This window comes from Micromonospora sp. RB23, assembly GCF_053585025.1.
The window spans coordinates 4,682,526-4,707,820 of sequence record NZ_CM132111.1; the positions used below are offsets into that span (position 1 = coordinate 4,682,526).

Annotated in this window: 20 protein-coding genes; 7 read left to right on the top strand and 13 right to left on the bottom strand. The window is 72.4% G+C overall.

Annotated features, from left to right (window positions below; genetic code table 11):
• Positions 1-77 precede the first annotated feature (77 nt).
• The gene (locus ACTFTM_RS21365) at positions 78-713 is read right to left on the bottom strand and encodes a MerR family transcriptional regulator (protein ID WP_449562262.1); all 636 of its coding nucleotides are present in this window, start codon (positions 711-713) and stop codon (positions 78-80) included.
• 434 nt (positions 714-1,147) lie between these two features.
• Here ACTFTM_RS21365 and ACTFTM_RS21370 point away from each other — a divergent pair, with 434 nt between their 5' ends.
• Positions 1,148-1,897: a helix-turn-helix domain-containing protein gene (locus ACTFTM_RS21370; protein ID WP_449562263.1), complete on the top strand. Its 750-nt coding sequence runs from the start codon at positions 1,148-1,150 to the stop codon at positions 1,895-1,897.
• A 201-nt stretch (positions 1,898-2,098) separates the two neighbouring features.
• Here the strand turns inward: ACTFTM_RS21370 and ACTFTM_RS21375 are convergent, their stop codons facing one another.
• The 9 genes from ACTFTM_RS21375 to ACTFTM_RS21415 all read right to left on the bottom strand — a co-directional run bounded on the left by ACTFTM_RS21375 (position 2,099) and on the right by ACTFTM_RS21415 (position 14,904).
• The gene (locus ACTFTM_RS21375; RefSeq protein WP_449562264.1) at positions 2,099-3,460 is read right to left on the bottom strand and encodes a cytochrome P450; all 1,362 of its coding nucleotides are present in this window, start codon (positions 3,458-3,460) and stop codon (positions 2,099-2,101) included.
• Complete coding sequence (locus tag ACTFTM_RS21380) at positions 3,457-3,996, bottom strand: flavin reductase family protein (protein WP_449562265.1); 540 nt, start codon at positions 3,994-3,996, stop codon at positions 3,457-3,459. The genes ACTFTM_RS21375 and ACTFTM_RS21380 overlap by 4 nt, the downstream gene beginning before the upstream one ends.
• A gap of 9 nt (positions 3,997-4,005) precedes the next feature.
• Positions 4,006-4,446, bottom strand: a complete 441-nt coding sequence (locus ACTFTM_RS21385; protein ID WP_449562266.1) for an acyl-CoA thioesterase — start codon at positions 4,444-4,446, stop codon at positions 4,006-4,008.
• A 2-nt stretch (positions 4,447-4,448) separates the two neighbouring features.
• Complete coding sequence (locus ACTFTM_RS21390; RefSeq protein WP_449562267.1) at positions 4,449-10,232, bottom strand: type I polyketide synthase; 5,784 nt, start codon at positions 10,230-10,232, stop codon at positions 4,449-4,451.
• A 119-nt stretch (positions 10,233-10,351) separates the two neighbouring features.
• Positions 10,352-11,317, bottom strand: a complete 966-nt coding sequence (locus tag ACTFTM_RS21395; RefSeq protein ID WP_449562268.1) for a DUF1702 family protein — start codon at positions 11,315-11,317, stop codon at positions 10,352-10,354.
• A gap of 181 nt (positions 11,318-11,498) precedes the next feature.
• Positions 11,499-12,494 (bottom strand): DUF1702 family protein, encoded by a 996-nt coding sequence (locus ACTFTM_RS21400; protein ID WP_449562269.1) that lies wholly within the window; start codon positions 12,492-12,494, stop codon positions 11,499-11,501.
• Positions 12,495-12,578: 84 nt separating this feature from the next.
• Positions 12,579-13,172, bottom strand: a complete 594-nt coding sequence (locus ACTFTM_RS21405; protein WP_449562270.1) for a copper resistance protein CopC — start codon at positions 13,170-13,172, stop codon at positions 12,579-12,581.
• Positions 13,169-13,738, bottom strand: coding sequence for a hypothetical protein (locus ACTFTM_RS21410; RefSeq protein ID WP_449562271.1), 570 nt, complete (start codon positions 13,736-13,738; stop codon positions 13,169-13,171). Before ACTFTM_RS21410 ends, ACTFTM_RS21405 begins: the two co-directional genes overlap by 4 nt.
• 26 nt (positions 13,739-13,764) lie before the next feature.
• Positions 13,765-14,904: a carboxymuconolactone decarboxylase family protein gene (locus ACTFTM_RS21415; protein ID WP_449562272.1), complete on the bottom strand. Its 1,140-nt coding sequence runs from the start codon at positions 14,902-14,904 to the stop codon at positions 13,765-13,767.
• A 382-nt stretch (positions 14,905-15,286) separates the two neighbouring features.
• Between ACTFTM_RS21415 and ACTFTM_RS21420 the strand changes: the two genes are divergently transcribed.
• From ACTFTM_RS21420 to ACTFTM_RS21445, 6 genes are all read left to right on the top strand, one after another.
• Positions 15,287-15,817, top strand: a complete 531-nt coding sequence (locus ACTFTM_RS21420) for a DUF5987 family protein (protein ID WP_449566685.1) — start codon at positions 15,287-15,289, stop codon at positions 15,815-15,817.
• Positions 15,814-17,451: a GMC family oxidoreductase N-terminal domain-containing protein gene (locus tag ACTFTM_RS21425; protein ID WP_449562273.1), complete on the top strand. Its 1,638-nt coding sequence runs from the start codon at positions 15,814-15,816 to the stop codon at positions 17,449-17,451. The genes ACTFTM_RS21420 and ACTFTM_RS21425 overlap by 4 nt, the downstream gene beginning before the upstream one ends.
• Before the next feature lie 61 nt (positions 17,452-17,512).
• Positions 17,513-18,652 (top strand): carboxymuconolactone decarboxylase family protein, encoded by a 1,140-nt coding sequence (locus ACTFTM_RS21430; protein ID WP_449562274.1) that lies wholly within the window; start codon positions 17,513-17,515, stop codon positions 18,650-18,652.
• A 74-nt stretch (positions 18,653-18,726) separates the two neighbouring features.
• Complete coding sequence (locus ACTFTM_RS21435; protein ID WP_449562275.1) at positions 18,727-19,530, top strand: TIGR03084 family metal-binding protein; 804 nt, start codon at positions 18,727-18,729, stop codon at positions 19,528-19,530.
• Positions 19,531-19,592: 62 nt separating this feature from the next.
• The gene (locus tag ACTFTM_RS21440; RefSeq protein WP_449562276.1) at positions 19,593-20,777 is read left to right on the top strand and encodes an acyl-CoA dehydrogenase family protein; all 1,185 of its coding nucleotides are present in this window, start codon (positions 19,593-19,595) and stop codon (positions 20,775-20,777) included.
• 48 nt (positions 20,778-20,825) lie between these two features.
• Positions 20,826-21,251 carry an SgcJ/EcaC family oxidoreductase gene (locus ACTFTM_RS21445; protein WP_449562277.1) on the top strand — a complete coding sequence of 142 codons (426 nt, stop codon included), beginning with the start codon at positions 20,826-20,828 and terminating at the stop codon, positions 21,249-21,251.
• Between the two features lie 126 nt (positions 21,252-21,377).
• On the opposite strand, the gene ACTFTM_RS21450 is transcribed toward ACTFTM_RS21445, so the two are convergent.
• From ACTFTM_RS21450 to ACTFTM_RS21460, 3 genes are all read right to left on the bottom strand, one after another.
• A complete protein-coding gene (locus tag ACTFTM_RS21450) occupies positions 21,378-22,619 on the bottom strand; it encodes a cytochrome P450 family protein (RefSeq protein WP_449566686.1) in 1,242 nt (413 codons plus the stop codon).
• A gap of 112 nt (positions 22,620-22,731) precedes the next feature.
• Complete coding sequence (locus ACTFTM_RS21455) at positions 22,732-23,883, bottom strand: epoxide hydrolase family protein (protein WP_449562278.1); 1,152 nt, start codon at positions 23,881-23,883, stop codon at positions 22,732-22,734.
• On the bottom strand, positions 23,865-25,262 hold the full coding sequence (locus ACTFTM_RS21460) for a salicylate synthase (protein WP_449562279.1): 1,398 nt from the start codon (positions 25,260-25,262) through the stop codon (positions 23,865-23,867). The genes ACTFTM_RS21455 and ACTFTM_RS21460 overlap by 19 nt, the downstream gene beginning before the upstream one ends.
• Positions 25,263-25,295 lie beyond the last annotated feature (33 nt).

Genomic DNA, 25,295 nt, shown 5'->3' on the forward strand with positions numbered 1-25,295 from the left:
GGTTATCCACATCCTGCTGCAGCCGACGAGAGAAGTCTTCTTGGAACTTGCTCCATGAGCGCCGGCCGCGCGCCGGGTCAGCCTGCGGCGTCGGGCAGCCGGACCAGCACCTGCTGCTCGTGGGCCATCCGGCGCAGCGCTGCCGAGGCGACGTCGAGCAGCACTCCCCGCACGACCGCCGCGCCGCGGTCTGGTTCCCCGCTGTCGCTGACCAGCAGGTCGAGCTCGGCGTCGGCGAGCGCCGCGGCGGCCTTCGCGTAGGACTGCAGGAAGGCCAGGTCGGACTCGCAGCCCAGGGTGTGCAGCGCCGCGAGCACGTGCACCAGGGTGGTCGTGCCGCTCGAGTCGTCGAGGGGGCGCCAGGCCAGCTGCTCCATCAGGCGGTCGACCTGGTCCCGGGCCTGCGCCACGCTGTCCGGGCAGGGCGGTTCGGGCGATGGCCGGGAGATCGTGCGGTCAAGCATCTGGTATACGGCCGCCAAGGGCAGCCGCTCGTCCTCGATGACCTGGATGAGCTTGCGCACCGACGACAGATCCAGGCCGCCCACCGTGGTGAACGTGCGGATCAGCCAGATGCGCCGGAGATGCCGCTCGCCGTATTCAGCCTGGTTGCGGGCCTTGAGATCCCCCGGCGGCAGCAGCTCCTCCCGCAGGTAGTACTTGATGGTGGGAATCGACACTCCAGTGCGCCGACTGAGCTCGGAGATACGCACAGACCCCCCAGGTCGCTGGCGGTTCGGTCTACCGCTCGTAGATCAACCAGCATCGAAAGTATGACGGCCCCTTCGCCGGACAACCCTGGGCTGTGAACTCTGTCACATTATGCGGTCGTCGCGCTACTCTGCGGTCACCACAGTGACGGCGGTCACTGACCGGCAAAAGGCGAGGCCACGCCGACAGCCGCGCGAGGCGGACGCCGCCCGGACTCGATACAAATGGACAGCGGCACTTTCTACTACTCCGCAAGGCTCAATAAGCGGGCATCGTCACGCGGCGATAAGCTCCGATTGCGGCACGTGTTGCGAGCCTTTTTTACGTTGGCTAGCATCGATCGCCGTAGCGGGTAATCCCCTCCGGTCAATCCGCACCGGTGGCCCAAAAGGCTGGCCATCGCAAGTCGCGCAGGCTTCTCATGCGGGGAGAGCAAATGCACAGCAGCACCGAAAGAGCAGTGGAGCGAGTAATTGACACCATGTTCGAAAATCTTTCGGAGCAATTGACGGTGGATGACATGGCAAGGGCCGCCATGTTCAGTAAGTTCCACTTCACCAGGGTCTTTCAACGCGTCACCGGCATCTCGCCCGGACGATTCCTCTCGGCGATCCGGCTCCAGGAGGCAAAGCGCCTGCTGATCACCACCAGGCTCACCGTCGCGGACATCAGCCTGCGGGTGGGCTACAACAGCGTGGGGACCTTCAGCACCCGCTTCACCCGCAGCGTCGGGCTCTCCCCCACGAACTACCGCCGGACGGGCGGCTACGTCCCCCGGATCCCCACCCAGAACCGCGGCGCCTCGCAGAACCGGATCGGCGGCACCGTGTACGGACCACCCGAGGGCGGCCCCGACGGGCTGATCTTCATGGGCCTGTTCCCCCACCGCATCCCGGAAGGAACCCCGCTGCGCTGTACCATCCTGCGGGAGCCCGGCGAGTACGTCTTCGACTCCGTACCCGACGGCACGTGGTACGTGCTCTGCCACTCGGTGGGCGGCGAGCCGCTCGGCCTGCAACAGAAGGACGTCACCGTCGCCACGGTCGGTCCGATCACCCTACGCGGGCGCAGCAGCGTCTCCGCGCACGTCCACCTGAAGGCCGCCTGCAAGCTGGATCCTCCGGTCCTGCTGGCACTCCTGGACAGTCGCAAGGCCGCGCTGGAGCGGCTGGTCAGCCAGGTCTGAACCCCACGGTGGTGTGGTGGCGCCCGGCCGGTCCGACGCCGCAGCGGCCGGGTTCCATCACATGACGCGCTCCTCCTGGGTCCCCCGCCACGACGGCCGTCGGGGCAGCGGCCCGTGCCCTGAACCCGCGCCAGGCCGGCCGGTCATTCCGCACCGCGACCCGGTGCCGGACGACCGGCCGGACGTCGTTGTCGTCGTGGCTCACTCCGGCCGGCGCACCGCCATCGGCAGTCCGCCGTGGATGCGCAGCGAGAGCATCGGCTCCGGCCGCACCCGCTGCCCGGGCGGGACGACCAGTCGCAGCTCCCGCATCACCATGGCCAAAACGAACACCGCCTCCATCATGCCCAGGTTGCTGCCCACGCAGAAGCGGGGTCCGGCGCCGAACGGGATGTAGGCGTACCGCGGTCGCTCGGCGCCGTGCCCCGACCCGAACCGGTCGGGATCGAACCGCTCCGGCTCCGGCCAGAAACGCGGATGCCGGTGCAGCGTGTACGGGCACACCAGGATGTCCGCTCCGGCCGGCACGTGAAAGCCGCCCACCTCGTCGTCCTCCCGGGCCTTGCGGGGAAGGATCCACACTGGCGGGTACAGCCGGATCGCCTCCTGCACGACCGTCGCGGTGTAGGTGAGGCGGTGCAGGTCGCCGTAGACCGGCAGGCGGTCGCCCAACACCTCCCGGGCCTCCTCCCGCAGCCGCCGCGCCACCTCGGGGTGCCTGTCGATCAGGTACAAACTCCAGCCCAGCGTGCTCGCGGTGGTCTCGTGGCCGGCGAGCAGCAGCGTGACCAACTCGTCGCGCAGCCGCTGCCGCCCGACCCGTGGGTCGGCCTCGGCGCGGGTCGAGACGATCAGCCGGGACAGCACGTCGTCCGACTCGTCCGCGCCCCCGCGCCGGCTCTCGACCAACCTGTCGACCACCCGTTGCAGGTGCTGGCGGGCCCGCCGGAACCGCAGCTGGCGGGGCAGCGGCACCCAGGTGGGCACGGCGCTGAGAGTCGTCAGCTCGAACATGGCCTGGTCCTGCACCGCGGCGAACGAGTCGTCGACGTCGGCAAAGCTGCTCAGGTCCGAATCGAGCAGGGTACGGCCGAGCACCCCGAGCGTCAGCGCGGTCATCTCCTCGAGGACGTCGACCGGCGCGCCGCCGACCCGCCCCGAGAGCCGCCGGACCAGCCCGGCGGCCTCCTCGCCGACCACCCCGGCGTAGTCGGCCAACCGCCGGTTCTGAAAGGCCGGCTGGATCACCCGGCGCTGCTTGTGCCACAACTCGCCCTCGCTGGTGAGCAGCCCGTCGCCCAGCGCCCGCCGGGCGTGCACCAGGCCGATGCCCTTCTCGTAGTTGGCGTTGTTGTCGGCCAGTACGTGCTTGGCGTGGTCGGGATGGTTGAAGAAGTACAGCTGCTTCGGGCCGACCGGCAGCCGTGCGGCGTCGCCGTAGCGCGCCGCGGCCGAGGTCATCATGCCCAGCCTGTCCCGGCTCATGGCCAGCAGGAGTCCCGGACCGGCCAGGGCCGAGGGCCCCGGCGGCCGGCGTCGGCCTCGCTCGCGTACATCGGTCATGCCGCACCGCTCCGTTCCCGCCCGATTTGCCGGAACCGCCCGGAGAGGAACAGCAACGCGTCCGCGTCCGCGCTGCGTTCCAGGGAGACCAGGTGGCCCAGGAAGATGGTGTGGTCGCCGCCGTCGTAGCTGCGCCACAACCGGCACTCGAAATGAACAGCCGCGCCGGCGATCAGTGGCACTCCCGTGTGCCGGCCGGTCAGACACGGCACCGCGTCGAACTGTGCGCCACCCATGGGGCGGCGCCGGTCGGCGAAGTACCGGGCCACGTTCTCCTGGTCAGCCGCCAGCACGGAGACACCGAAGCCCTCGGCCTCGACGAGGCAGGTGTGCATGATCGCCCGGCGATCGACGCAGACCAGCACCAGCGCCGGATCGAGTGACACGGTGGTGAAGGAGTTCGCCGTCATGCCGTGCGGAGCCGCGCCGCCGACGGTGACCACGGTCACGCCGGTGGCGAAGGCGCCGAAGGCACAACGCAGGGTGTCCGGATCGATGACCCCGGCAGGGGCCGTCCGCGCGCTGTCCACGCTCACCTCCCGACCTCAGACCCGGACCGACCGGGCGTACGGTGCGAGGGCGTACGCGAGTGCCTCGGGCACCCGGGCCGGCGCGGTACGAGTGTTCGGCCCGCGCATGCACGCCACCCGCTGCCGGCCCCGCGCCACCAGTGTCTCGCCGTTGGCCTGGTCCAGCCGCACGTAGTCGAAGCTGAACTCGATCTGCGTCTGCGCGAGCTCCACCAGACGCATCCGGATGGACAACTCGTCGAACGCCGTGATCTCGGCGAAGAACTCGCAGTCCACCCGCAGCGTGAACAGCTTGAGGTCGTGCCGCAGGTCGGCCAGCACCTCGGGCGCCCGTTCCTTCAGAAACATCTCCCGGCAGCGACCCTGCCAACGCAGGTAGTTGACGTAGTACACGTTGCCGACCAGATTGGTCTCCTCGAAACCCACCGTGTGCAGGTACTCGAAGTACTTGTCCATGTTCAGCCACGTCCTTCCGTGAGGATCGCGAAGACCACCGGCTCCGGCACGTCGCGAAGCGTCGTGGCGAGAGTGGCGATGCGCAGGTCGCCCGAGGAGAAGACGGTCCACCCGGCCCGGTCGGCCGGTTCGAGCCCGAGCGGCGCGAGACTGGTGTGGCCGGCCTTGTGCAGGCACTCCATCGCGGCCCAGACTCGGGCGGCGGCGGTCTCCGGCGACTCGCCGTCCGTCTCCGCCACCGCCCTCGCCAGGTCGGCGTGCCGGCCCAGCAGGGAAGCCCACACGTGCACCGGGCGCGGGCTCACCCGGACCACGTCGCAGCCGGGGGCACCGACGACGCAGAGGGTGAGTCCGGCGTCGTGGGCCGCGGAGACCAGGGCGGCCTCGCGCAGCTCGGGTCGGCCGTCGGGGCGGTAGCCGATCTCGGCCGGGCGGCCGAGCGCGCGGCCGGCAGCGAGCGCCGTCGCCGCACGGCGCCGGCGGAGGTGCTCGCCCTGCGGCGCGTCCGGCGCCGCCGGGAGTACCGGGTCGGGTTCGACCGCGACCGCCACCGAAGCGGGCAGCAGATCGCCGAGCGTGCGCTCCAGGTAGGGGCCGAGCAGCGGAGCCACCCAAGGGCCGCGGCCGTCACCCTTGCGAACGGCCCGCAGCCGCAGCCCGGACCACCGCTCGATGACCGTCCCCACGTCGTCGTGGAGGGTGATGTCGTAGACGTAGGTGTCGCCGTCCCGGCTGCGCTCCCTCGCCCGGTAGCGCAGCGTGCCCGCCTCGGCGAGACGCTCGCCTGCCGGCCAGAGCCGTTCGATAGCCGCCGGCAGCAGCGTGGCGTCCGGCACGCAGACCTGGTTGCCGTGCATCAGCGCATCCCGTACGCCCGGGTCGCCGAGCAGCAGGGTGGCCGGCAGGTACGCCGCGAACCAGTCGGTGGACGGTACCGCCGCCACCTCCGCGTCCACGTGCCGCGCGGCGGCCCGGTGGTAGCGGCGCAGCCGCTGGAACCGGTCGCCCTGGAACAGGGTGTCGCCGTACAGGTCGACGGCGGGGTCCAGGTTAACCGGCGGCAGACCGGCGACGGCCTGCTCGTCGGCTTCCGCCGCGGGGGCCGGCTCGCCGGAGAACCGGATCGAGGCGGCGAAGTGGATCGCGGCGAAGTTGGTCTCCGCGCTGCGGATCACCACGTCGACCCGGTCGTCGTCGACGACGAGGGCGGCGATCCGGATCGTGGTGCTGCCGTCCGGGGGCACGACGATGGGTCGGACGAAGCGGGCGTCCTCGATGACCGGCGAGACGCCGCCGCTCACCGCCGTGGCGACCTGGGCCATCGCCTCCATGCCGAACACGGCCGGGAACAGCAGGTTCCCGTCGAGCTGGTGGTCGGCCAGGTAGAAGTCGGTGGCCGAGGTGAGGTCTACCTCGCTGACCAGCTCGACGCCGTGGTAGCGCACCGGGGTCCGGTCCACGAATCGCAGTAGCGGCAGCTCGGGGCTGTCCCGGTGGATGGTGTCGACCCCCTCGGCCCGCCCGGCGACCATCACGGTCGGCGGTGCCTGGGCGTCGGCGAGCAGCCGACGCAGCAGCGTGAGCCCCTGGTCGATGCTGACTGGACTGATCCCCGCCCGGCTGAGGGTCTCCACCACGGACAGCTTCTCGCCCATGCCGACGCCGGACCAGACCGACCATTCCAGGCAGAGCACCCGGCACTCGGGGTGCTGCCGGCCGAACTCCTCGGTCAGGTCGCTGAGCCACTCGTTGGCGACCGCGTAGTGCGCCTCACCGCGCAGCCCGGCCCGGCCGATGATGCTGCCGAAGGTGACCAGCAGCCGCAGCCGTTCGGGCCGCACCGCCGACAGCACCGCCGTGAGCCCGTCCACCTTCGGGGCGAAGGTCCGCCGTAGCGCGGCGTCGTCCACCTGGGCGAGGGGCATCGGCTCGTTGCGCCCGGCGCCATGCAGCACGGCGGTCACCTCGCCGAGGTCCGCGCGGATCCGGTCCACCGCGGCCCGCACCTGGGCGGCGTCGCCGACGTCGGCCCGCTGGTAGGAGACCTGGAGGCCGGCATCGGCCATCCGACGGAGGTTCGCCGCCAACTCCTCGTCGCCGGCCGGATCGCTGCGGCCGAGCACGGCCAGCCGGGCCCCACTGTCAACGGCCAGGGCAAGGGCGCACTCCGCGGTGATCCCCTTGCCACCGCCGGTCACCAGCAGAACGTCGGTCTCGTCCAGCGGCGCGGTGTGGGCCGCGGGCCGTACCGGCATGGCGCGCAGCGTCGGGACATGCCGCCGCCCGTCGTCGTCGTAGTAGATCTCGCTGTGCTCGGCGGTGGCGGCCACGTCGGCGACCACCCGGTCCACCGCATCGAGGACAGCGGGCGTGTGCACGATCGTGGTGCGCAGGTGCGGCGCCTCCAGCCGCAGCGTCCGGGCCAGGCCGGCCGCGCCCCGCCCGTGCTGTACCAGGACAAACCGGGTGCCGGGGGCGGCGGTCGCGACGGACTGCGCCGCGCGTAGCGCGATCCGCACGTGCCGTTCCTCGCACCGGTCGGGCAGGCAGACCAGGACGCCGCCGCCGAGGGCACCGCGGCTCAGCGCCGCCCGCAGCGGCTCGGCCAGCGCGTGGCCGGGGTCGGCGTGCAGGTCCCAGTGGCCGTGCACCTCCGGGGCCGGTCGGGCCGGACAGGGTGTCTCGTCGAGATCGATCCGCCAGGCCCGGGTCCAGTCACCAACACCCTCGACGGTCGGTCCCGGCCCGACGCCGCCACCGGTCGCGGCCAGCTCCCGCAGCGATTCGGCGAGCTGCTCCACCGTCGCGGTGGCGAAGTTGGTCGGAGTCTGCGCGGGCGGCACACCGAGCAGTTGGGCGGCCTGGTTGACGATCTGGCCGACGGTGATCGAGCTGAGGTGCAGGTCGTCGAGGAGATGACTCTGCCCGTGGACCATCTCCAGCGGCAGCTCGGCCCGCTCGGCCGCGAGCCGCCGCAGCGTGTCCACACCCGACTCGTCACTCGGCTTCACCCCGTCGGATGCGACCGGCCCGGCGGCTGGCCGACTGGTGGCGGCCGGCAGGTTCAGGACCGGCGCCGCCTCGCACGGGCTGGCGAAGAAGCTGAATTCCTGGCCGACCCGCAGGGGACGGACCAGCCGGCCGTGGAACAGGGCCGCGCCGACGCCGGCGACACCGAGCACGTACGCCGCGGCAACCACCCGCAGCAGCCCGGCCAACGACTCGTCGTCGGTGTTCATCGCCACCGTCGGCACGTCGGTGCTGGCGGAAGCCAGCCCGGACAGCACCCGCCCCGGTCCGACCTCGACGAACAGGTCGACCTCTTTGGCCGCCAGCGCGACCGCCTGGGCGAACAGCACCGGGTCGGTGATCTGCCGGTGCAGCAGCGCGGCGACGTCGGTCTCCGGGGCCAGCGCCTCACCGGTCACCGTCGAGATGACCCGCTGGCCGACCGCCGCGAAGCGCTGCCCGGACAGGGCGTCGCGGAAGGCCTCCGCCGCCGGAGCCACCAGCGGGGAATGAAAAGCGTGCGACACCGCGAGCCGACTGACCGACAGACCCTTCTCGGTGGCGCGCCGGGTGGCCTCCTCGATGTCGGCGGCACTCCCGGCGATCACGGTGTGCTCCGGACCGTTGTAACCGGCGATCACCACCGCCAGTCCTGCGGTCAGGTCGGTGACCAGCTCGGGCGCGGCGCCGATATTGGCCATCGTGCCAGAGGCGCTCAGCCGGCTCATCGTCCTCCCGCGCAGCGCCGCGGTACGCAGCAGCGAGGACCGGTCCAGCACTCCCGCCCAGTGCAGGGCGGAGATCTCCCCCAGGCTGTGCCCCACGGCCACGCTGGCCTTGATGCCGAGCAGGGACAGCACCCGCAGTCCCGCCAGTGAGCCGGTGACGATGCGAGGCTGGGCGACCTCGGTGGCAACGGCCGACCCCCCGCTCGGCAGGTCCGCGAGCTGGTAAATCTCCTCCACCTCGGCGAACCGGCGCCGCAACGCCCCGCCGGAGGTGCCGCGGCCGGAGCCCTGCCCGGGGAAGAGGAAGCCCACGCGGCGGGGGCCGCCGACGTGGCCGAGGAAGCACCGTCCGTCGCTGCTGAACAGCTCGGTCTCGTCGGCGTCGAGGGCCTGGCAGAGGCGGCGCAGCTGCCGCTCCGCGTCCTCCGGTGAGCTGGCCACGACGGCAGCGCGGTGCGGCAGGTGCCGGAGCTCCGCGTGCAGGGTGGCGGCCAGGTCGCCCAGCTCGGCGTACGACACCTGGGGGACGAAGTCGAGCAGCCGGGCCAGCCGCTCCCGCAGTTCCTGGGGACTGGCGCCGTCGATCAGCAGCAACTCGACGTCCTGGGCCGAGGAGGCGAGCACCTGTGTCCGGCTGTCCAACCGCTCGTGCCGCACCGCTGGGACGCCGTCGAGCACGATGTGGGTGTTTATGCCCCCGAAGCCCATCGCGGTGACACCCGCCCGGACCGGCTCGTCCGCCGGCCAGGGCTCCGCCTTGCGCAGCGCGCGCAGCGTCGCCGCCTCCTCGGCCAGCAGCTCGTGCGGGTCGACGCAGCCGACGGCGGGGGGTATCACCTGCTGGTGCACGGCCATCGCCGCTTTGATCAGGCCAGCCACCCCGGCTGCGGCCTTGGTGTGACCGATCATGCCCTTGATCGAGCTGATGGCCGCCATTGACGCCCCCGGGTCGGCGGCCCGCCGGGCCTGCGACAGTGCCTTGAGCTCGGTGGCGTCGCCGACCGGGGTGCCGGTGCCGTGCCCCTCGAACAGCGGCACGGACTCGATGCCGAAGCCGGCCCGCTCGTAGGCGCGGCGCAGGGCGAGCTGGTAGCCGGCGACCTCGGGCCGCGTGATGCCGCCTTTGCCATCGGAGGAGATGCCCCATCCGGCAACGGTGGCGTAGATCCGGTGGCCGGCCCGCAACGCGTCGGACTCGCGCATCAGCACCACCATCCCGCAGCCCTCGCCCGGCCAGAAGCCGTTGGAGCCGCGGTCGTACACGCGCATCTCGCCGGTGGCGAGCGCGCCGGTGCGGGCGAAGCCGATGATCTCGAACGGGTCGATCGACAGGTCGACGCCGCCAGCGACCGCGACATCCACCTCGCCGTCCACCAGGGTCTTGCACGCGGTGGCCACCGACAGCAGCGAGGAGGAGCAGGCGCCGTCGACGGTGTAGCCGCCGCCCTTGAAGTCGAAGTGGTTGCAGATACGCCCGGCGATGGTGTTGGACAGGCCGCCAGCCAGGGTGTCCTCGTCGACCTCGGGGAACGGGTTCTTGAACGTCGCCTCCAAGCCATCCAGGAAGGAGCTGAGACTGTCGTCGTCCCAGTCCTGCTCCTTGAGCGCGGCGGCCACCATGCGCCGCACGTACGGCCAGCGCAGCCGCAGCTGGTTGGCCCGGGAGAACTCGCCGGTGAGGGTGTTGCCGACGACCACACCGGTGCGTTCGCGGGGCAGTCCCTCACCCATGGGGAAGCCGGCGTCGGCGAGCGCCATCGCGGCGACGTCCAGAGCCAGCCAGTGGGTGAGATCCGTGGAGCGGTAGGTGCTGCCGGCGACTTTGTAGGCGATCCGGTCGAACTTGTAGCCTTCGATGACCGCCGCGTTGCGGGCGTAGAAGCGGTCCGGGGTGCGCGGGTCCGAGTCCCAGTAGTCTTCCAGGCGCATCCGGACGTCCGGCAGCCGGCGGAACGCCCGGCGGCCCGCGAGGGCGTTCTCCCACAGCTCTCGGGGTGAGGTGGCGTCCGGGTACCGGCAGGCCATCCCGACGACAGCGATCCTGCTCACAGCTTTCTCCTTCGGTACGCGCCGGTGTCGATCCGGCCCACTCGGCGGCGGACGGACGGACCTCTGGTTCGGCGGCTGTCCGGGACGCAAGCCCGGACTGGGCGGCGAGGCGGCGCTCTTCAGCGCCGGTGCCGGAACTCCTCGGCGATGGCCACCCGCCACGATTCGTAGGCGGGGTGGGTGGCGCTTGGCTGGGCGCGCGCCAGCGCGGCGTCGGTCACCTTGGCCGCCTCGGTGGTGGTCATGCCGCAAAAGACCGCGGTGGCCACCTCGTTGTGCGGGACGAGCAGCCCGGCGCGCACCCGGGCGCCGGCGGCGAACGCGCTGCCCTGTGCCAGTTGGCTCTGGTGCCGGCCAGCCGCGTAGTGAAAGCGGACCAGTTCGGCTTCGGTCGCCCCGCCGGCGTAGGTGGCCGCGAGACCCGCGCCGGCATACAGGTCGGCGCGCCGCTCGGGGGCGAACCCGCCGATCAGCTCACCGACCCGGTCCACGTCCGTGCCGCCGACGAACCACAGGGCCCGCCCGATGCCCTGGTCGATGGCACGGGCGGCGTAGCCGGTGCGGTCGTCGCCGGGCCACGGGAAGCGGGCCGGCTGGTACGCCGCGTACACGTACCGGGCGGTGCGGAAGTACGCCTGGTGGAATCCGTAGCCATCGAGGACCAGCCAGCGCAGCAGCGGGTCGGGAGCGTACAGCCGGTTCCACCGGGACCGGGGCAGCCGGCCCATCGCCCAACCCACGCCGACGTAAGCCATGTAGGCGTGCGCGTCCCCCCGCCCGGCCAGCAGGTCGGCGACGTGCCGCGGGCGGCCGAGGCGCAGCCCGTCGCGCATCGCGAGCGCCATCGCCGCGCCCTCGTACGCGAATCCGCGAAATTGCGTTGGAACGGTTTCAAGTCGAGGTTCTGCGGCAGCGGCGTGGGGTGCCTCAGCCGCGTATCCGTAGCCCTCGAGAAACGATGACCCGACGGTTTCCAGCAAGCTTTTCGCGGCATCGTTCTTCACGGTGAAGCCGCGCACTTCCATCCTGGTCTCGCGCACGTTCGGCGTCAGGATGCGGCGGCGCAGGGCACGGACAAGACGCATGTTTTCCCCCCAGCAGAGTGGGTGTGGCAAAGACGCGAAAACGTCAATCCTGATGGTGGCAAAAAGGGAACGTGAGGTCTTCTTCAAAGGTGCGGACTGAAGGCCCCGCCGGCCGGGTCCGGGCCAACCGACGACCCGGTCGCCACGGATGGCGGCCGGGTCGTCGGCGGGGACCGGTGGCTCAGTCCCTGGTGGACAGCGTCGCCGGCGCGAACCGGGAGCGCAGCGCTCGCCGCCACGCCTCGTACGGCTCGACGTCGCCCGCCCGGTCGAGGGCGGCGGCCACATCGTCGGCGAGGGCGGCGGCGGCCTCGACGGAGCAGTCGCCCAGCGCGGTCATGGCAGTCCGAGAGTGCTCGGGTACGTGACCGGCGTGGCAGCGGGCCTTCGCGGCGAACGCGGCGCCCTGGGCGAGGTCCGGGGCGTACCGGCCGGCGAGCCGGCGCAGGGCGGCAAGCGCGTCCGCGTCGACGCCGCCGGCGAACGTGGCGGCCAGCCCGACCCCGCTCCAGAGGTCGGCGTGCCGCTCCGCGGCGAAGCGGTCCACGGCTGCCGCCACGTCGTCGGGGCGTGCCGTGTGGATGAACCACAACGACCGTCCGATCCCCTGGTCGACAGCGCGCGGGAAGTAGTCGGCCCGACCCAGCCAGGGGTACGGCGCCGGGCGCTCCTGCCGGCGCACGTACCGGTCGATCTCGAAGTAGGCCCTGTCGAAGCCGTACCCGTCGACGGCCAGCCAGCTCATCGTGGGGTGGTACGGCGACCCGGTGAGGTCGGGCAGCACCGTGCGCCAGCGCATCCGGGGCAACCGGGCCATCGCGAACCCGATGCCGATGTAGGCGAGGAACAGGTGCGGCGCACCCGGGCCGAGCAGCAGGCTGCGGGTGCGCCCGCCGCGCCGGGGACCGATCGCGTCCAGCACGGTGCAGGCCATCGCCGCGCCCTCGTACGCGAAGCCCCGCAGTTCCTCCTCGACGAGGCTGAGCCGCCGTTCCAGCTCCCACTCGTCGCGGGTGTCGATGCCCCATTCGAAGCCGCAGATCACCGACTGCGGGATGGCCTCGAGTCGTCTGGTCACCGGGGCCGGCCCGACCGGGAAGCCCCGCCGGGCGAAGGTCACCTCCGCCAGCGACGGTGCCAGGACCAGCCGCCGGAGGGAACCGAGTGTGGTGGGCATTGCTCTCCCCCTTTCTGCGATGGCGTCCGCGTCCCGCGCGGGCGGACGCCGATTCGGTGAGGCCGGGACGGCCCGGCGGGACGGTCAGCGACCGGGGGTCCGGTCACCACCGCGCTGCGGCCCGCGCCGACGCCCTGCCGGCAGCAACGCGACAAGTGCGCCCAGCACGAGCACCAGGTCGACCAGGGCCAGGGCCAGGTTCCAGCCGTCCCGGCGCAGGTGCTGGTGCCCGGCCGGATCCGCCGGTGGCGCGGATGCCACGGCCACGCCCGTGCCGACGACGAAGCCGGCGTCGCCGGTCACCTCGCGACCGTCGGTCAGGCTCAGGTGATACGCGTACCGGTAGCGGCCCACACCCCCATCCACTGTGGACACGGTGAGCCGACGGCCGTCGACCTTCGGCGGGCCCTGGCTGACCGGACGGCCGTCGGGGCCGATGACGGCCAGATGCACCGTCTCGATGGACAGGTCGTCGCTGAAGGTGAGCGACACGCTCGTCGGCGCGACACGCAACGGTGTGTCCTCGCCGGGCTGCGCACCGACCAACCGCAACTGCGGCTCGCGACCGGCGGCCAGCAGCACGGCGATCCCGACCACGACGGTCAGCACGACGGCGGCGAGTACCCGGGCCCGGGACAGGGACGGAATCCGGTCCGCGACCGGCGTCGCCCGGATCATGCCTGCGCCGTCGCCGGGCGGCAGGAGCAGGCCATCAGCCGCTGCTCCGCCGGACTGGGCCGCAGGTGCAGGTAGACGGCCACGATCATCGGCAGGAAGACCACCGTGTTGTAGAACAGGTGCAGCTCGACCCGGGGCAGCACCAGTTGCAGGATGCTGGTCGGCACCGAGCGGCCGAACAGGTAGTGGCCGGTCTGGGCCTGCAGAAGCAGCAGCAGGTGCTCGATGTGGTGCCAGAACTGGATGACCAGGGCAGCCGTCCACCAGCTGCGGCTGCGGCCGACGAAGCCGGGGCGCAACACCCAGAGGCCGATGAGCATGACCAGGGCGTAGCCGTAGTGCAGCCACTCCGAGGTGACCAGCCAGGGGTAGGCCAGCCCGAGCACGCCGCGGGACTGCGGCACCGGCCAGCCCAGCACCCAGATCTGGTATGCCTGGGCCAGGTGTTCGGCCCAGTGACCGATGACGACGACCATGAACGCGTTCAAGGCGAAGCGGTGGTGGGCTCCGTTGAGGCCCCCCGGACGACCCTCGGTGTCCGTGAGGGCCACTCCGTAGCTGGTCATTCTGCCTCCTCTGGGGATCGCATACGTCACCCGCGCGTGACCGGGCACGAGTGCCTTCCCAGACTGCGGGTCGGGCCGTCCGTACCGCGTCTTCGACCGTGCTCAGGTCCGGCAGGCCCGGCGGCGACGTGTCGGGCGCCCACCTCCTGGGCCACCGCGAAACTGGCCCACGCCACCGCCTCCACCAGACTGCGGTCGTCCGGTCGGTGCCGCCGGAATTCACCGATCACCTCCTCGTCCACCTGGTGCGAGGCGAACGCGGTGAGCAGGGCGAGCCGGCCGGCAGCGCGATCCGCCTCGGGCAGCCCGTCGACCAGCAGCTCGCACCAGCGGCGGCTCAGGCCGGTGTCCTCGCCGTGCCAGGCGGCGAGCCTCTCCCCGACCAGGTTCCGCACCACCGGGCTGAGCGCCCGCTCCCCGGCGGCCTCGAACGCCGCGTAGGCCCGGCCGGTAGCCGCGGCCACGTGCGGGTTGCCGGCAGCCCAGCCGGCGGAGGCGGGCAGCGGGGCGTGCGGCAGCAACGGAACCGACCGGCCGGGCTCACGCGGGTCGTGCAGCGTCGGGTGCAGCACCCGGCTGATGCCGCGCTTCAGCCGGCGCCGTGCCCGCGGGTTGAGACCGGGCGGCAGAAGGAAGTTGGCCAGGAAGACGTTGACCATGCGGCTGATGTAGTGGAAGCCCACCACCACTCCGACCAGCTCGGGCCGGGCCGGCTCGTCGAACGGGAATGGTGGTGGGTCGGCGGTGTGCGCGGATCGCGCCCAGCGCGCCGCGAGGCGCAACTGGTCGTCGGCCAACTCCTCAACCCGGTCGGCCACCACGGCCTCGGCATCGGGCTCCCCGGCCAGGTCGTACAGGCCGACGCTGTGCATGTCGACGCAGTACGGGCAGATGTTGGCGACCGACACGGTGGCGGCCACCGCCTCCTTCACCGAGCGGTCCACCACGGTGGTGGGCAGCAGCGGCTCGCGGCTGAGCATCCAGTACGCGGCGAGCAGCTCCGGAACGATCGAGTGCGGCAGGGCCGGCGTCACCACCAGTCGCATCTCGTCCGCGATCTGCGCGTAGGTCTGCGCCACCAGCCCGCTCGCCTCGGTCGTCGGCACCGGATTGACGTACTTGACGTGTCGCCGAACCACCGACGATGCCACCCGCCCCACGATCATCTCGCCTCCCGCGTCACCTGGCACCGACTCGGGGCCGGCGCGGACGACGCCGCGTCGCGACGGCGCCACCGCCAGTATTCGGCGACGGACTCGCGCGGCAAACGCCGCGCGCCTGATTGCGCACGCCGCAAGAAGGCCATCTCCTACGTGGTCAGCACCGCAACGTCGGAGGTGCGGGGCGATCGACCCGTCGGCAGGATGAATCCGCACATTCACGCTGGTCGCCGTGGCGGCGGGGGCCCGCCGCGACGTCGACCCGGGTCCCCTTCCGTTAGCGGCGCACGCCGGCCCGCACATCGAACCGAGGTACGCCGCCCCCCACTGCCACAGAAAGAAGGCAGCTGTGCACGCCGACACCAACGACTCCGACCAGGTGCGGGTCATGACGATCGAAGCGTTCGCCGACACGATCGTGCCGGGCGAGCGACGGTGGCCGGATGACCGGGCGGTCTCCGGCGCGGCGGACGGCGGCGGAGCCGTCGCGGCCGGCGCGCTGGAGCTGCTGGAGCATCCGGCCAGCGGGTACGCCGCGGTGCTGGAGCCGCTCGCCGCGGCGCTGAACGCCCACGCGAGCCGCTACGCCGAGGAGCGGGGACACCGGCTGGACCCCGAGGTGCCGCCGTTCGTGGCACTCACGCACGAGGACCGCACCCACCTTCTCCAGGAACTGCTGGCCGTGGGCCATCCCGAAAAGGAGATGTGGGTGGGCCTGGCGCTCTTCAGCAATATGGCCTTCGACAGCGCGGCCCACACGAACACCCACGCAGCGCTGGCCGCCGGGCACCCCGGCCTGCTCACCATCGGCTACCACCAGCCCGACGCCGACGGCCTATGGCGATTTCCCGAGTACTCGTACGGACGCCCACTCGCGCCGCTGCACCCGCACACCACGTCCACCGGGAGCCCGGCATGAACAGCACCGAGAGCACCGACGTCCTCGTGATCGGCAGCGGCTTCGGCGGCGCGATCCCCGCGTATCACCTCGCCGCCGGCGGCGCCCGGGTGGTGGTGCTGGAACGAGGGCCCTGGCTCAGCGGCGACGAGTTCGACCAGGACTTCGAGCTGGGCTCCTCGTACACCCGGGTCTTCGACTTCGTGGTCGGCGACGGGATGAGCGTCCTCGGCGGCAACTGTGTCGGCGGCGGCAGCGTGGTCTACTTCGCGACCATGCCGCGGGCGCCGCGGTTCGTCTTCGAGCGGCGCGGCGGGATCGGGCGCCCGATGTGGCCGGCGGCGATCAACCGCGACACCCTGGACCCCTGGTACGACCGAGTCACCGAGGCGCTGCCGGTCACCCGGTACGACTGGGACCAGGTTCCCTACGCCGGCGGCCTCTTCGGGGCCGCCTGCGCGCACGCCGGCCGCACGGCCAACCCGGTGCCGTCCGCGATCGACCTGGAACGCTGCACCAACTGCAACTGGATGATGGCCGGTTGCCGCTTCGACGCGAAGCGTTCGCTACTGCTCAACTATCTGCCGGCGGCGCTGGCGCACGGCGCGGAGATCCGCCCGCTGCACGAGGTGCAGCACCTCTCCCGCACCGACGACGGCGGCTACCGGGTGCACTACAGGATCGTCGACGACGAGGACTACCGGGTGCTGCACGACGAGGGCTCCATCGAGGCGAAGGTCGTCATCGTCGCGGCGGGCGCCGGGGCCACCCCGGTCCTCCTCCGCCGCTCGGAGCCGGAGCTGGGCCCTATGCCGCCGGCCGTCGGCCGATACTTCTCCGGCAACGGCGAACGGCTGAACACGGCGGTCTTCGACGAGGACCGGGTCCGGACGGTGCTGGGCCTGAGTCGGCCGGGCGGGCAGGCGTACGCCGCGAACCAGATCGGGCGCGGCCCGACCGTGGCGAGCTGGGACCGCCTCGACCCGGATCTGCCGGAGTTCGACCGGTACTCGCTGGAGCAGCTCTACTTCCCGCCCGGCCTCGGCACCATCCTGGCCCAGGTCCCGGACGCCACAGGGCCGACCTGGTTCGGTGCGGAGAAGAAGGAGCTGATGCGCCGCTGGCAGTCCTGGCTAACGATCTTCACGATGTCCGAGGACGACAATGAGGGTGTCTTCGGGCCGCCGCCGGCCACCGGCAACGCCGAGCGGATTTCCCAGCAGATGCTGGGCCGCGGTCCACTGCGCTATGTGCCGACCGCCAACACCCTGCACGGCTGGGCGGCCGCCGACGCCGACGTGCGCGACATTCTGGAGCGCGACGGGCTGGCCCGGGTCATGCCGTGGACGAACGACGTCGTCGGGGCGTACACGGTGCACCCGCTGGCGTCGTGCCGGATCGGTGACGACCCGGAGACCTCGGCGCTGGACGACCGGCACGAGCTGCGGCGCCACCCGGGAGTCTTCGTCACCGATGGTTCGGCGGTGCCCGGCGCGCTGACCGTGAACCCGGCGCTGACCATCGCCGCCCTCGCCGAACGGGCCATCCCGGGCATCGTCCGGGCTCTGCAGGAGCGCGGCGTGCCGGTGACCTATCACGGTGGGCTGCCTGAGGGCTCCACCGTGTCCGCCCGTTCTCCAGCGCTGCGCGGCTGACCGACGACGGCCGACGGCCGGGACGGACGGACCGTCACCCGGCGGCGGAGAAGGAGAAGCGATGGGAAGACTGCTCGCCCGGGCCATGGGAAACCCCGGTCTCGCCCAGGTCCAGCACATCAGGCCGGTCAAGCCGAGCGCCGCCCGCGGAACGGTGGACGACGTCTACCGGCAGGTCGTCGACGACTTCGGCATGCTCGCACCGCCGATCGCCCTACACTCGCCCGCCCCACCGGCACTGGCTGCGAGCTGGCTGATGCTGCGGGAGACGCTGCTGGCGGCCGGGCCCGCCGAGCGGACGGCACGGGAGGCGGTGGCCGCGGCGGTGTCGCACAGCAACCGCTGCCCGTACTGCGTAGAGGTACACGGCGCGACGCTGACCGGGCTGGTGGGCAGGGCGGGAGCGCCTGCGGTCGTCGCCCGGGGCGCCGCAGGGTTGGCCGACCCACGGCTGCGCAAGCTGGCAGCCTGGGCCGAGGCCAGCGGCTCGCCCGGCCCGGCCCGCCGCCCGCCGCCGCCGTTTCCCGCCGCCTGGTCCGCCGGGCTGATCGGGGTGGCGGTCACGTTTCACTACCTCAACCGCATGGTGAACGTCTTCCTCACCGAGTCGCCGCTGCCCGCACTGCCCCCGGCGGTACGAGGCGGCGCGCGGCGGGTCGCCGCCGGGTTGTTCGGCGCGCTGGCCCGCACCGACCGGCCGCCCGGCCGCTCACTGGCGCTGCTTCCGCCCGCCGCCGCCACCCCACCCGACCTCGCCTGGGCGGCGGGCAGCCCGTCCATCGTCGACGCGCTGGCCCGCGCCGTCGGGGCGGTCGACGGGTGCGCCGCCACCGCCGCGCCCGAGCCGCTGCGCCGGCTGGTGCGGGACCGGGTGGCCCGCACCACCGACGGGACACCGGGGCCGATCGGCCGGCCCGAACTGGACGCGCTCGTCGCGCCGCTGGCCCCGGCGCAGCGGCCCGCGGGGCGCCTGGCGTTGCTTGTCGCGCTCGCGTCCTACCAGGTCACCGACCGGCTGATCGACGAGGTCCGGGCGGGCGGCCACGACGACGCGGCGCTGGTCGCGCTGAGCGCGTGGGCCAGTCTCACCGCGGCCCGGCAGGTCGGCGTGCGGCTGCACGAGGATCTCCGTCGGAGCGGCGGCGGGCAGAGCACGTCGGGAGAGGACACGACTGCCACGCCCCCGCCATCCTGGGACTGACCGCTCCCGTCCCGACGGTCCGGACACGCTGGCCGCCGGTCGCGCGCCGGACCCCGACCGAGAGGAACGAACAGGTGGCTGAGCAGCAGGACGTGATCGCGGCCCTGGCGGCCGACGGCGACGAGATCGACCAACTGGTGGCGGACCTCTCCGACGAGCAGTGGCAGTTGGCCACACCAGCGGTCGGGTGGACGATCACGCACCAGATGGCGCACCTGACCGCCACCTTCCACCTAGCCGGGCTCGCGGCCGCCAACCCCGACGGGTTCACGGCGATGGCCGGCGGGCTGGGCCCGGACTTCAACGCCAACGTCGTCGCGGCGATGGCGCCGCACCTGCACGACACCCCGGCTGAGCTGCTGGTGAAGTGGCGTCGGCAGCGGGCCGAGACCGAGCATGCGCTGGCGGCGGTGCCTGCCGGGCAACTGGTGCCGTGGCTAGTCCGCCCGCTGCCGGCGCCGGTGCTGGCAGCCGCCGGAATGATGGAGCTGTTCGGTCACGGCCAGGACATCGCGGACACGCTCGGAGTGCGCCGCACCCGCACCGACCGCCTGCGGCACCTGGTGGAGTTCGCCGTCCGGACCTGGGACTTCGGGTACCACGCACGCAAGCTGACCCCGCCGGACACGACCTTCCACTTCGACATCGTGGCGCCGTCGGGCACCCGCTGGCAGTTCGGGCCACCGGACGCCCCGAACTCGGTCCGGGGTCCAGCCGAGGACCTGTGCCTGCTGGTCACCCGCCGTCGCCACCGCGACGACCTGGGGCTGCGGGCGATCGGGCCGGAGGCCGACCGCTGGCTCGACCTCGCCCAGGCGTACCGGGGGCCGGCCGGCACCGGTCGCACCCCGGGGCAGTTCGCCGTCTCGGCCGCATGACCCCGGCCGGGGCGACCCGGTCGGCCCGACCTGTCACAGCCAACGAGCACATCGAGGAGGCAATGGTGTTGGCGACCGGTGTCCCCACCAGGGAGGAAGTCGTCCGGCGGGCCACCGCCGCGACGCGGGTGCTCCGCGATCGGGCGGAGTGGACCGAGCAGAACCGGCGGTTGCCGGAGGAGACGATCGAGACGCTGGCCGAGGCTGGTGTCTTCAAACTGCGGGTCCCGGCCCGTTACGGCGGCTACGAGGCGGACACCCGCACGCTGGTCGACGTCGCCGTCGAACTGGCCCGCGGCGACGGCGCGGCAGCGTGGGTGGCTTCCGTCTACTGGATCCCCACCTGGATGACCTGCCTCTTCCCCGACGAGGTGCAGGACGAGGTCTTCGCCACGCCGGATGTGCGCATCTGCGGCACGCTCAGTCCCACCGCGACGGCCATCCGCGCGGACGGCGGCATCGTGGTGAACGGCCGCTGGGGATTCGTCAGCGGAGCGCTGCACAGCCACTGGCAGGAGATCATCGCCGTCCAGCTGGACGCCGAGGGCGGTCCGATGCCGGTCATGGCCCTCGTGCCCATGTCGGCGCTGACGATCGTCGACGACTGGCACACCGCGGGCCTGCGTGGCACCGGGAGCGTGAGCACGGTCGCCGACGACCTCTTCGTGCCGGCCAGCCGGGTCCTGCCGCTGGGCGCGGTGCTCCAGCAGCAGTCCGCGAGCCGACGTAACGCCGAGGCGGCGATCTACCGTCCGCCGCTGCTGCCGGTGGCGTCCGCGTCGTCGGTCGGGTCCGTGGTCGGCCTGGCCCAGGCCGCCTGGGACATCTTCACCGAGCGACTGCCCGACCGGAAGATCACCTACACCGGGTACGACGCACAGGCCGAGGCGCCGGTCACCCACCTGCAGGTCGCGGACGCGGCGCAGCGCCTCGAGGAGGCCCGACACCACGCCCACCGGCTCACGGACCTCGTGGACGGCAAGGCGAACGACGCCGGCGAGTGGAGTGTGGAGGAGCGTGCCCGGGCCCGCGCCGCGCTCGGCGCGGCCTGCCGACGGGCGCGGGAGGCGGTCCGGATCCTGGCCGACGCCAGCGGCGGCTCCTCCGTCTACGACTCGGTGCCGATGCAGCGGGTCCTGCGCGACGTGCAATCCGTCAACCTGCACGCCCTGATGAACCCGGACACCAACGCGGAGCTGTACGGCCGGGTGCTGTGCGGCCTCGAACCGAACACGCTCTACCTGTGACGGCGACGCACGCGCCCGCCGCCACCGACCATGGAAGGGAGTAACGACATGACCTCCACCACATCCGAGTCGGCCGCTCCATCGGACGCCGAGCAGGCCGCCGTCGCCGCCGTACCCCAGCGCATCGTCGAGGCCTGGGCGGAGCACGACGCCGACGCCTTCGCCGCCCAGTTCGCCGAGGACGGCACGATGATCCTGCCGGGTCTCTACCGCAAGGGGCGGACGGAGATCCGGGACTTCATGGCCACCGCCTTCGCCGGGCCGTACCGGGGCACCCGGGTCACCGGTCAGCCGTTCGAGGTGCGGTTCCTCTCCCCCGACACCGCGCTGCTGCTGACCGAGGGCGGCGTGCTGGCCGAGGGTGAGTCCGACGTCGCGCCGGAGCGGGCCATCCGGGCCTCCTGGCTCCTCAACCGCCAGGAGGGACGCTGGTTGCTGGCCGCCTATCAGAACAGCCCGGCCCAGCCCGGCTGACCGGCATGCACCAACACCGACCGGGGGCGTCGCCATCGCGACGCCCCCGGGTTCGCGTCCTCTCCCGCCCACGACGCCGCCGCGCCACCCCGCCGGTCGGCGTGGTGGCGCGGCGGGGACGGATCGTCAGGACAGCGACGGCACTGGCGCGGTCAGCCGGACCGGCAGGCTGCGGTGCCCGTTCATGATGAACGTGGGCAGCGGGCTCAGCTCGTCGGGAGCAACCGCCAGGGCCATCTCCGGGAAGCGGTCGAAGAGGCTGGACAGCCCAACCGTGGCCACCAACCGGGCCACGCCGGCGCCCAGGCAGTAGTGCGGCCCGTGCCCGAAGGACAGGTGCTCCTTGTCAGCGCGGGTCACGTCGAACTCCCCCGGGGCGCCGGCGTGCAGGGCCGGGTCCCGGCCGACCGCCGCGTAGTTGACCAGGATCGGGTCGCCGGCCGGGATGGTGACGCCGCCGAGGTCGATGTCCTCCACGGCGTACCGCAGCGGCAGGTGCGCCAGCGGCGACTCCACCCGCAGCGTCTCGTCGATGACGTCGTCCCAGCTCACCTCTCCGGTGCGGACCAGGTGCAACTGATCCGGGTGGGTCAGCAGGGCGGTGATGGCGTTGTCAAAGAAGTTGATGGTGGTCTCCGAGCCGGCGCCCAGGATGGCGAAGATGGTGTCGGTGAGCTCCGCCTCGGTGAGCCGGGTGCCGTCGACGTCGCGGGCCGCGATCAGGTCGCTGGTGATGTCGTCGCCGGGGTTGCGGCGCTTCTCGGCGATCAGCTCGACCATCGCGGCGCGCCAGTCCTGGAGGATCTGCTGGGCCTGCTGCGGCGACACAGTGGTGTCAACCATCATGTCGATCGCCTTGGCCGTCTCGACTCGGGCCTCCTCGGACATGCCGATGAGATCGGCGACCAGCCGGGCCGGCAGCGGGTACGCGAACTCGGCCCGCAGGTCGACGACCTCGCCCGGCGCACGGGCGGCCATCCGGTCGATCAGCTCACCGGTCAGCTCGACCACGCGCGGGCGGATCAGCTCGGTGCGCCGCGGGGTGAACGCCTTGCCGACCAGCCGGCGCAGCCGCACATGATCCCGCCCGTACGCGGTGACCATGTTCTCCATAGCGATCCAGCTGATCATCTCCCAGTCCGGCGGGATCTCACCGTTGATGAACGCCGGCCAGTGGTTGCGGGCGCTTTTGGTGACCCGCGGGTCGGTCAGCACCCTCTTGATCGTCGCGTAGCTGTTGAGTGACCAGGCCAGCACCCCACCCGGCAGCTCCACGCGGGTCGCCGGGCCCTGTGTCCGCAGGGTGTCCGCCTCGGCGTGGATCCGACGTCCGGTGGTGTCCAGCCGGACGGGGCAGCGCTGTTCCATCCGTTCCTCCATGGTGTCCTCCGTGGACCTCGTTCGACGGTCCGCAGCGGCGGAGGCCCGCGCCGCTGCGGCAGGGTCCCGGCCACGGGCGGCCGGCGGGCCGACACCCGGGTCAGCGCAACGGCCGGAAGAAGGCCCGGATGTCGCCGACCAGCAGGTCGGGCTGTTCCATGGCGGCGAAGTGGCCGCCCCGGTCGAACTCGGTCCAGTGGGAGATCGTCGGGTAGTCCCGCTCGGCGAACCGGCGCACCGGCTGGAAGATGTCGTGCGGGAAGACCGCCACCCCGACCGGCGCCCGCACGGGCGGCGGAGGCGCTCCCGCCGCCGCCGCGCGCACCGCCGCGGCGCCCTCGTAGTAGAACTGGGCCGACGAGCCGGCCGTGGCCGTGAGCCAGTAGGTGGAGGCGACGGTCAACATGTGGTCCCGGTCCACGGCGTCCTCGGGCGCCTTCGCCGAGTCCGTCCACTCCCGGAACTTCTCCACGACCCATGCCAGCTGCCCCACGGGCGAATCGGTGAGCCCGTACGCCAGGGTCTGCGGGCGGGTCTGCTGGATCCGCATGTAGCCGGAGAGCTCGGTGTCGAAGCGGCCCAGCAGCGCCAGCCGCCGACGGTCGGCCTCGTCCAGGTCGGCCAGCTCGGCCGGGTCGCGGGGGAACGCCATCAGCATGTTCACGTGCGCCCCGATGAGGCGCTCCGGGTACAGGGCGCCGAGCACCAGGGAGATCACCGAGCCGGCATCGCCGCCCTGGGCGGCGAACCGCTCGTACCCGAGCCGGCTCATCAGTTCCCCCCAGGCGGACGCGATGCGCGGCACATCCCAGCCGGGACCGGGCAGCGGCCGGGAGAAGCCGTAACCGGGCAGGGCGGGGATCACCAGGTGGAACGCGTCGCGGCGGTCGCCGCCGTACGCCACCGGGTCGGACAGCGGCCCGATCACGTTGAGGAACTCCGCCACCGACCCCGGCCATCCGTGCGTGATCAGCAGCGGCACGGCGTCGGGCTCCGGAGACCGTACGTGCAGGAAATGCACGGGTGCGCCGTCGAGGTCGGTGCGGAACTGCGGGTACCGGTTGAGTCGGGCCTCCGCGGCCCGCCAGTCGTACTCGGTGCGCCAGTACTCGGCCAGATCCTGGAGATAACCGAGCGGGACGCCCCGCTCCCAGCCCACGTCGGGCAGCTCGTCGGGCCACCGAGTGGCGGCGAGGCGACGACGCAGGTCGTCGAGGTCCGCCTCCGGAACGGCTATGCGGAACGGCTGCATGTCTCCCCCATCTCCTGGTTCGCGTTCGACGGGTGTCCCCGGCGCTCGCCGGCGGCACCATCGGATTCACGGGCGACCAGGTAGCGGGCGATGGTGGCCAACTTCTCCCGGGTCTCGGTCAGTTCCCGCGCCGGCGACGAGGTGCCGACGATGCCGGCGCCCGCCTGCAACCAGGCATGGCCGTCGCGCTGGTACACGGTCCGCAGCGCCACCGCCGCGTCCATCGCGCCGTCCGCGTCGTAGGTCAGCACCGCGCCGCCGTACAGGCCACGGGCGCACGGCTCCAGCTCGTGGATGACCTCGTACGCGGCCCGCTTCGGCACACCGGAGGTGGTCACCGCGGGGAACAGCGCGCCGAACGAGTCCCAGGCGTCGCCGGCCGCCGCCAGCGGGCTCCGGACCGTGGAGGCGAGGTGCTGCACGGACCCGCGTTCGCGGACGGCCATGAACTCCAGGACCTCCACCGGCCCGCCGCGGCACAGCTCAGCCAGCTCGTCGACCGCCACCTTCACCGAGATCGCGTGTTCGTAGACCTCCTTGGGGTCGGTGAGCAGCTCCCGACGCAGCGTCTCGTCGAGCTCCCCACGGCCGGTACGCGCACGCGTGCCGGCGACCGGCTGGGTGGTCACCCAGCCCTTCGAAAACTCGACCACCGTCTCGGGGCTGAAGCCGGTGGCCTCCAGACCCCCGAGGCGCAGCAGGTACGAGCGGGCCGGCGTGTTCGCCCGGCGGCCCAGCTGGTAGGTCGCCGTCAGGTCGACCGGAAAGGCGACCGCCACCCTGCGGGACAGGATGACCTTCTCCAGCCGACCGGAGCGGATCGTGCGGATCGCCCGTTCCACCGCGTGCCGGTACGGCTCGGTGTCCCAGTCGTCCACCGGGGTTGGACCGGCGGGCAGGCGGACCGGCGCGGCGCTTTCCAGCTCGGCCTGGAGCCCGTCCAGGTCGGCCACATCGAGCGCCCGCAGTAGCGTGCCGGTGGTGTGGAAGCGCACCTCGACGCGGGGAATCATCAGGTGCAGGAACGGCTCGTCGTCGAGCAGCTCCGTCAACCCGTCCCGGGCCGCGGCGAGCTCGAACCCGGCCCAGCCGTAGCAGCGCCAGGCCTCCACCGGCACCTCGTCAAGCAGGGCGGACAGCCCGCGCAGCGCCGCGCCGGAGAAGGGCAGAGTCCGCTGGCCCTCGTCGGTGCGCAGCACCAGTCGGCGCCGGTCGGCGATCACCTCCGCGACCGGGTCCACGGCGACCGCGTACCCTTCGGGCCCCTCGTAGCACACGTGGTCGCGGCCCTGCCGGGCCGCGACGAGCTGTCCCGCCGCGGCCAATGGATCGTCGACCGGCGCGATCGTCCGTTCGTGGTACTTCCGATGACCAGCCATCTACTCCTCCAGGAAGTCCGGCCTAGCTGCGCG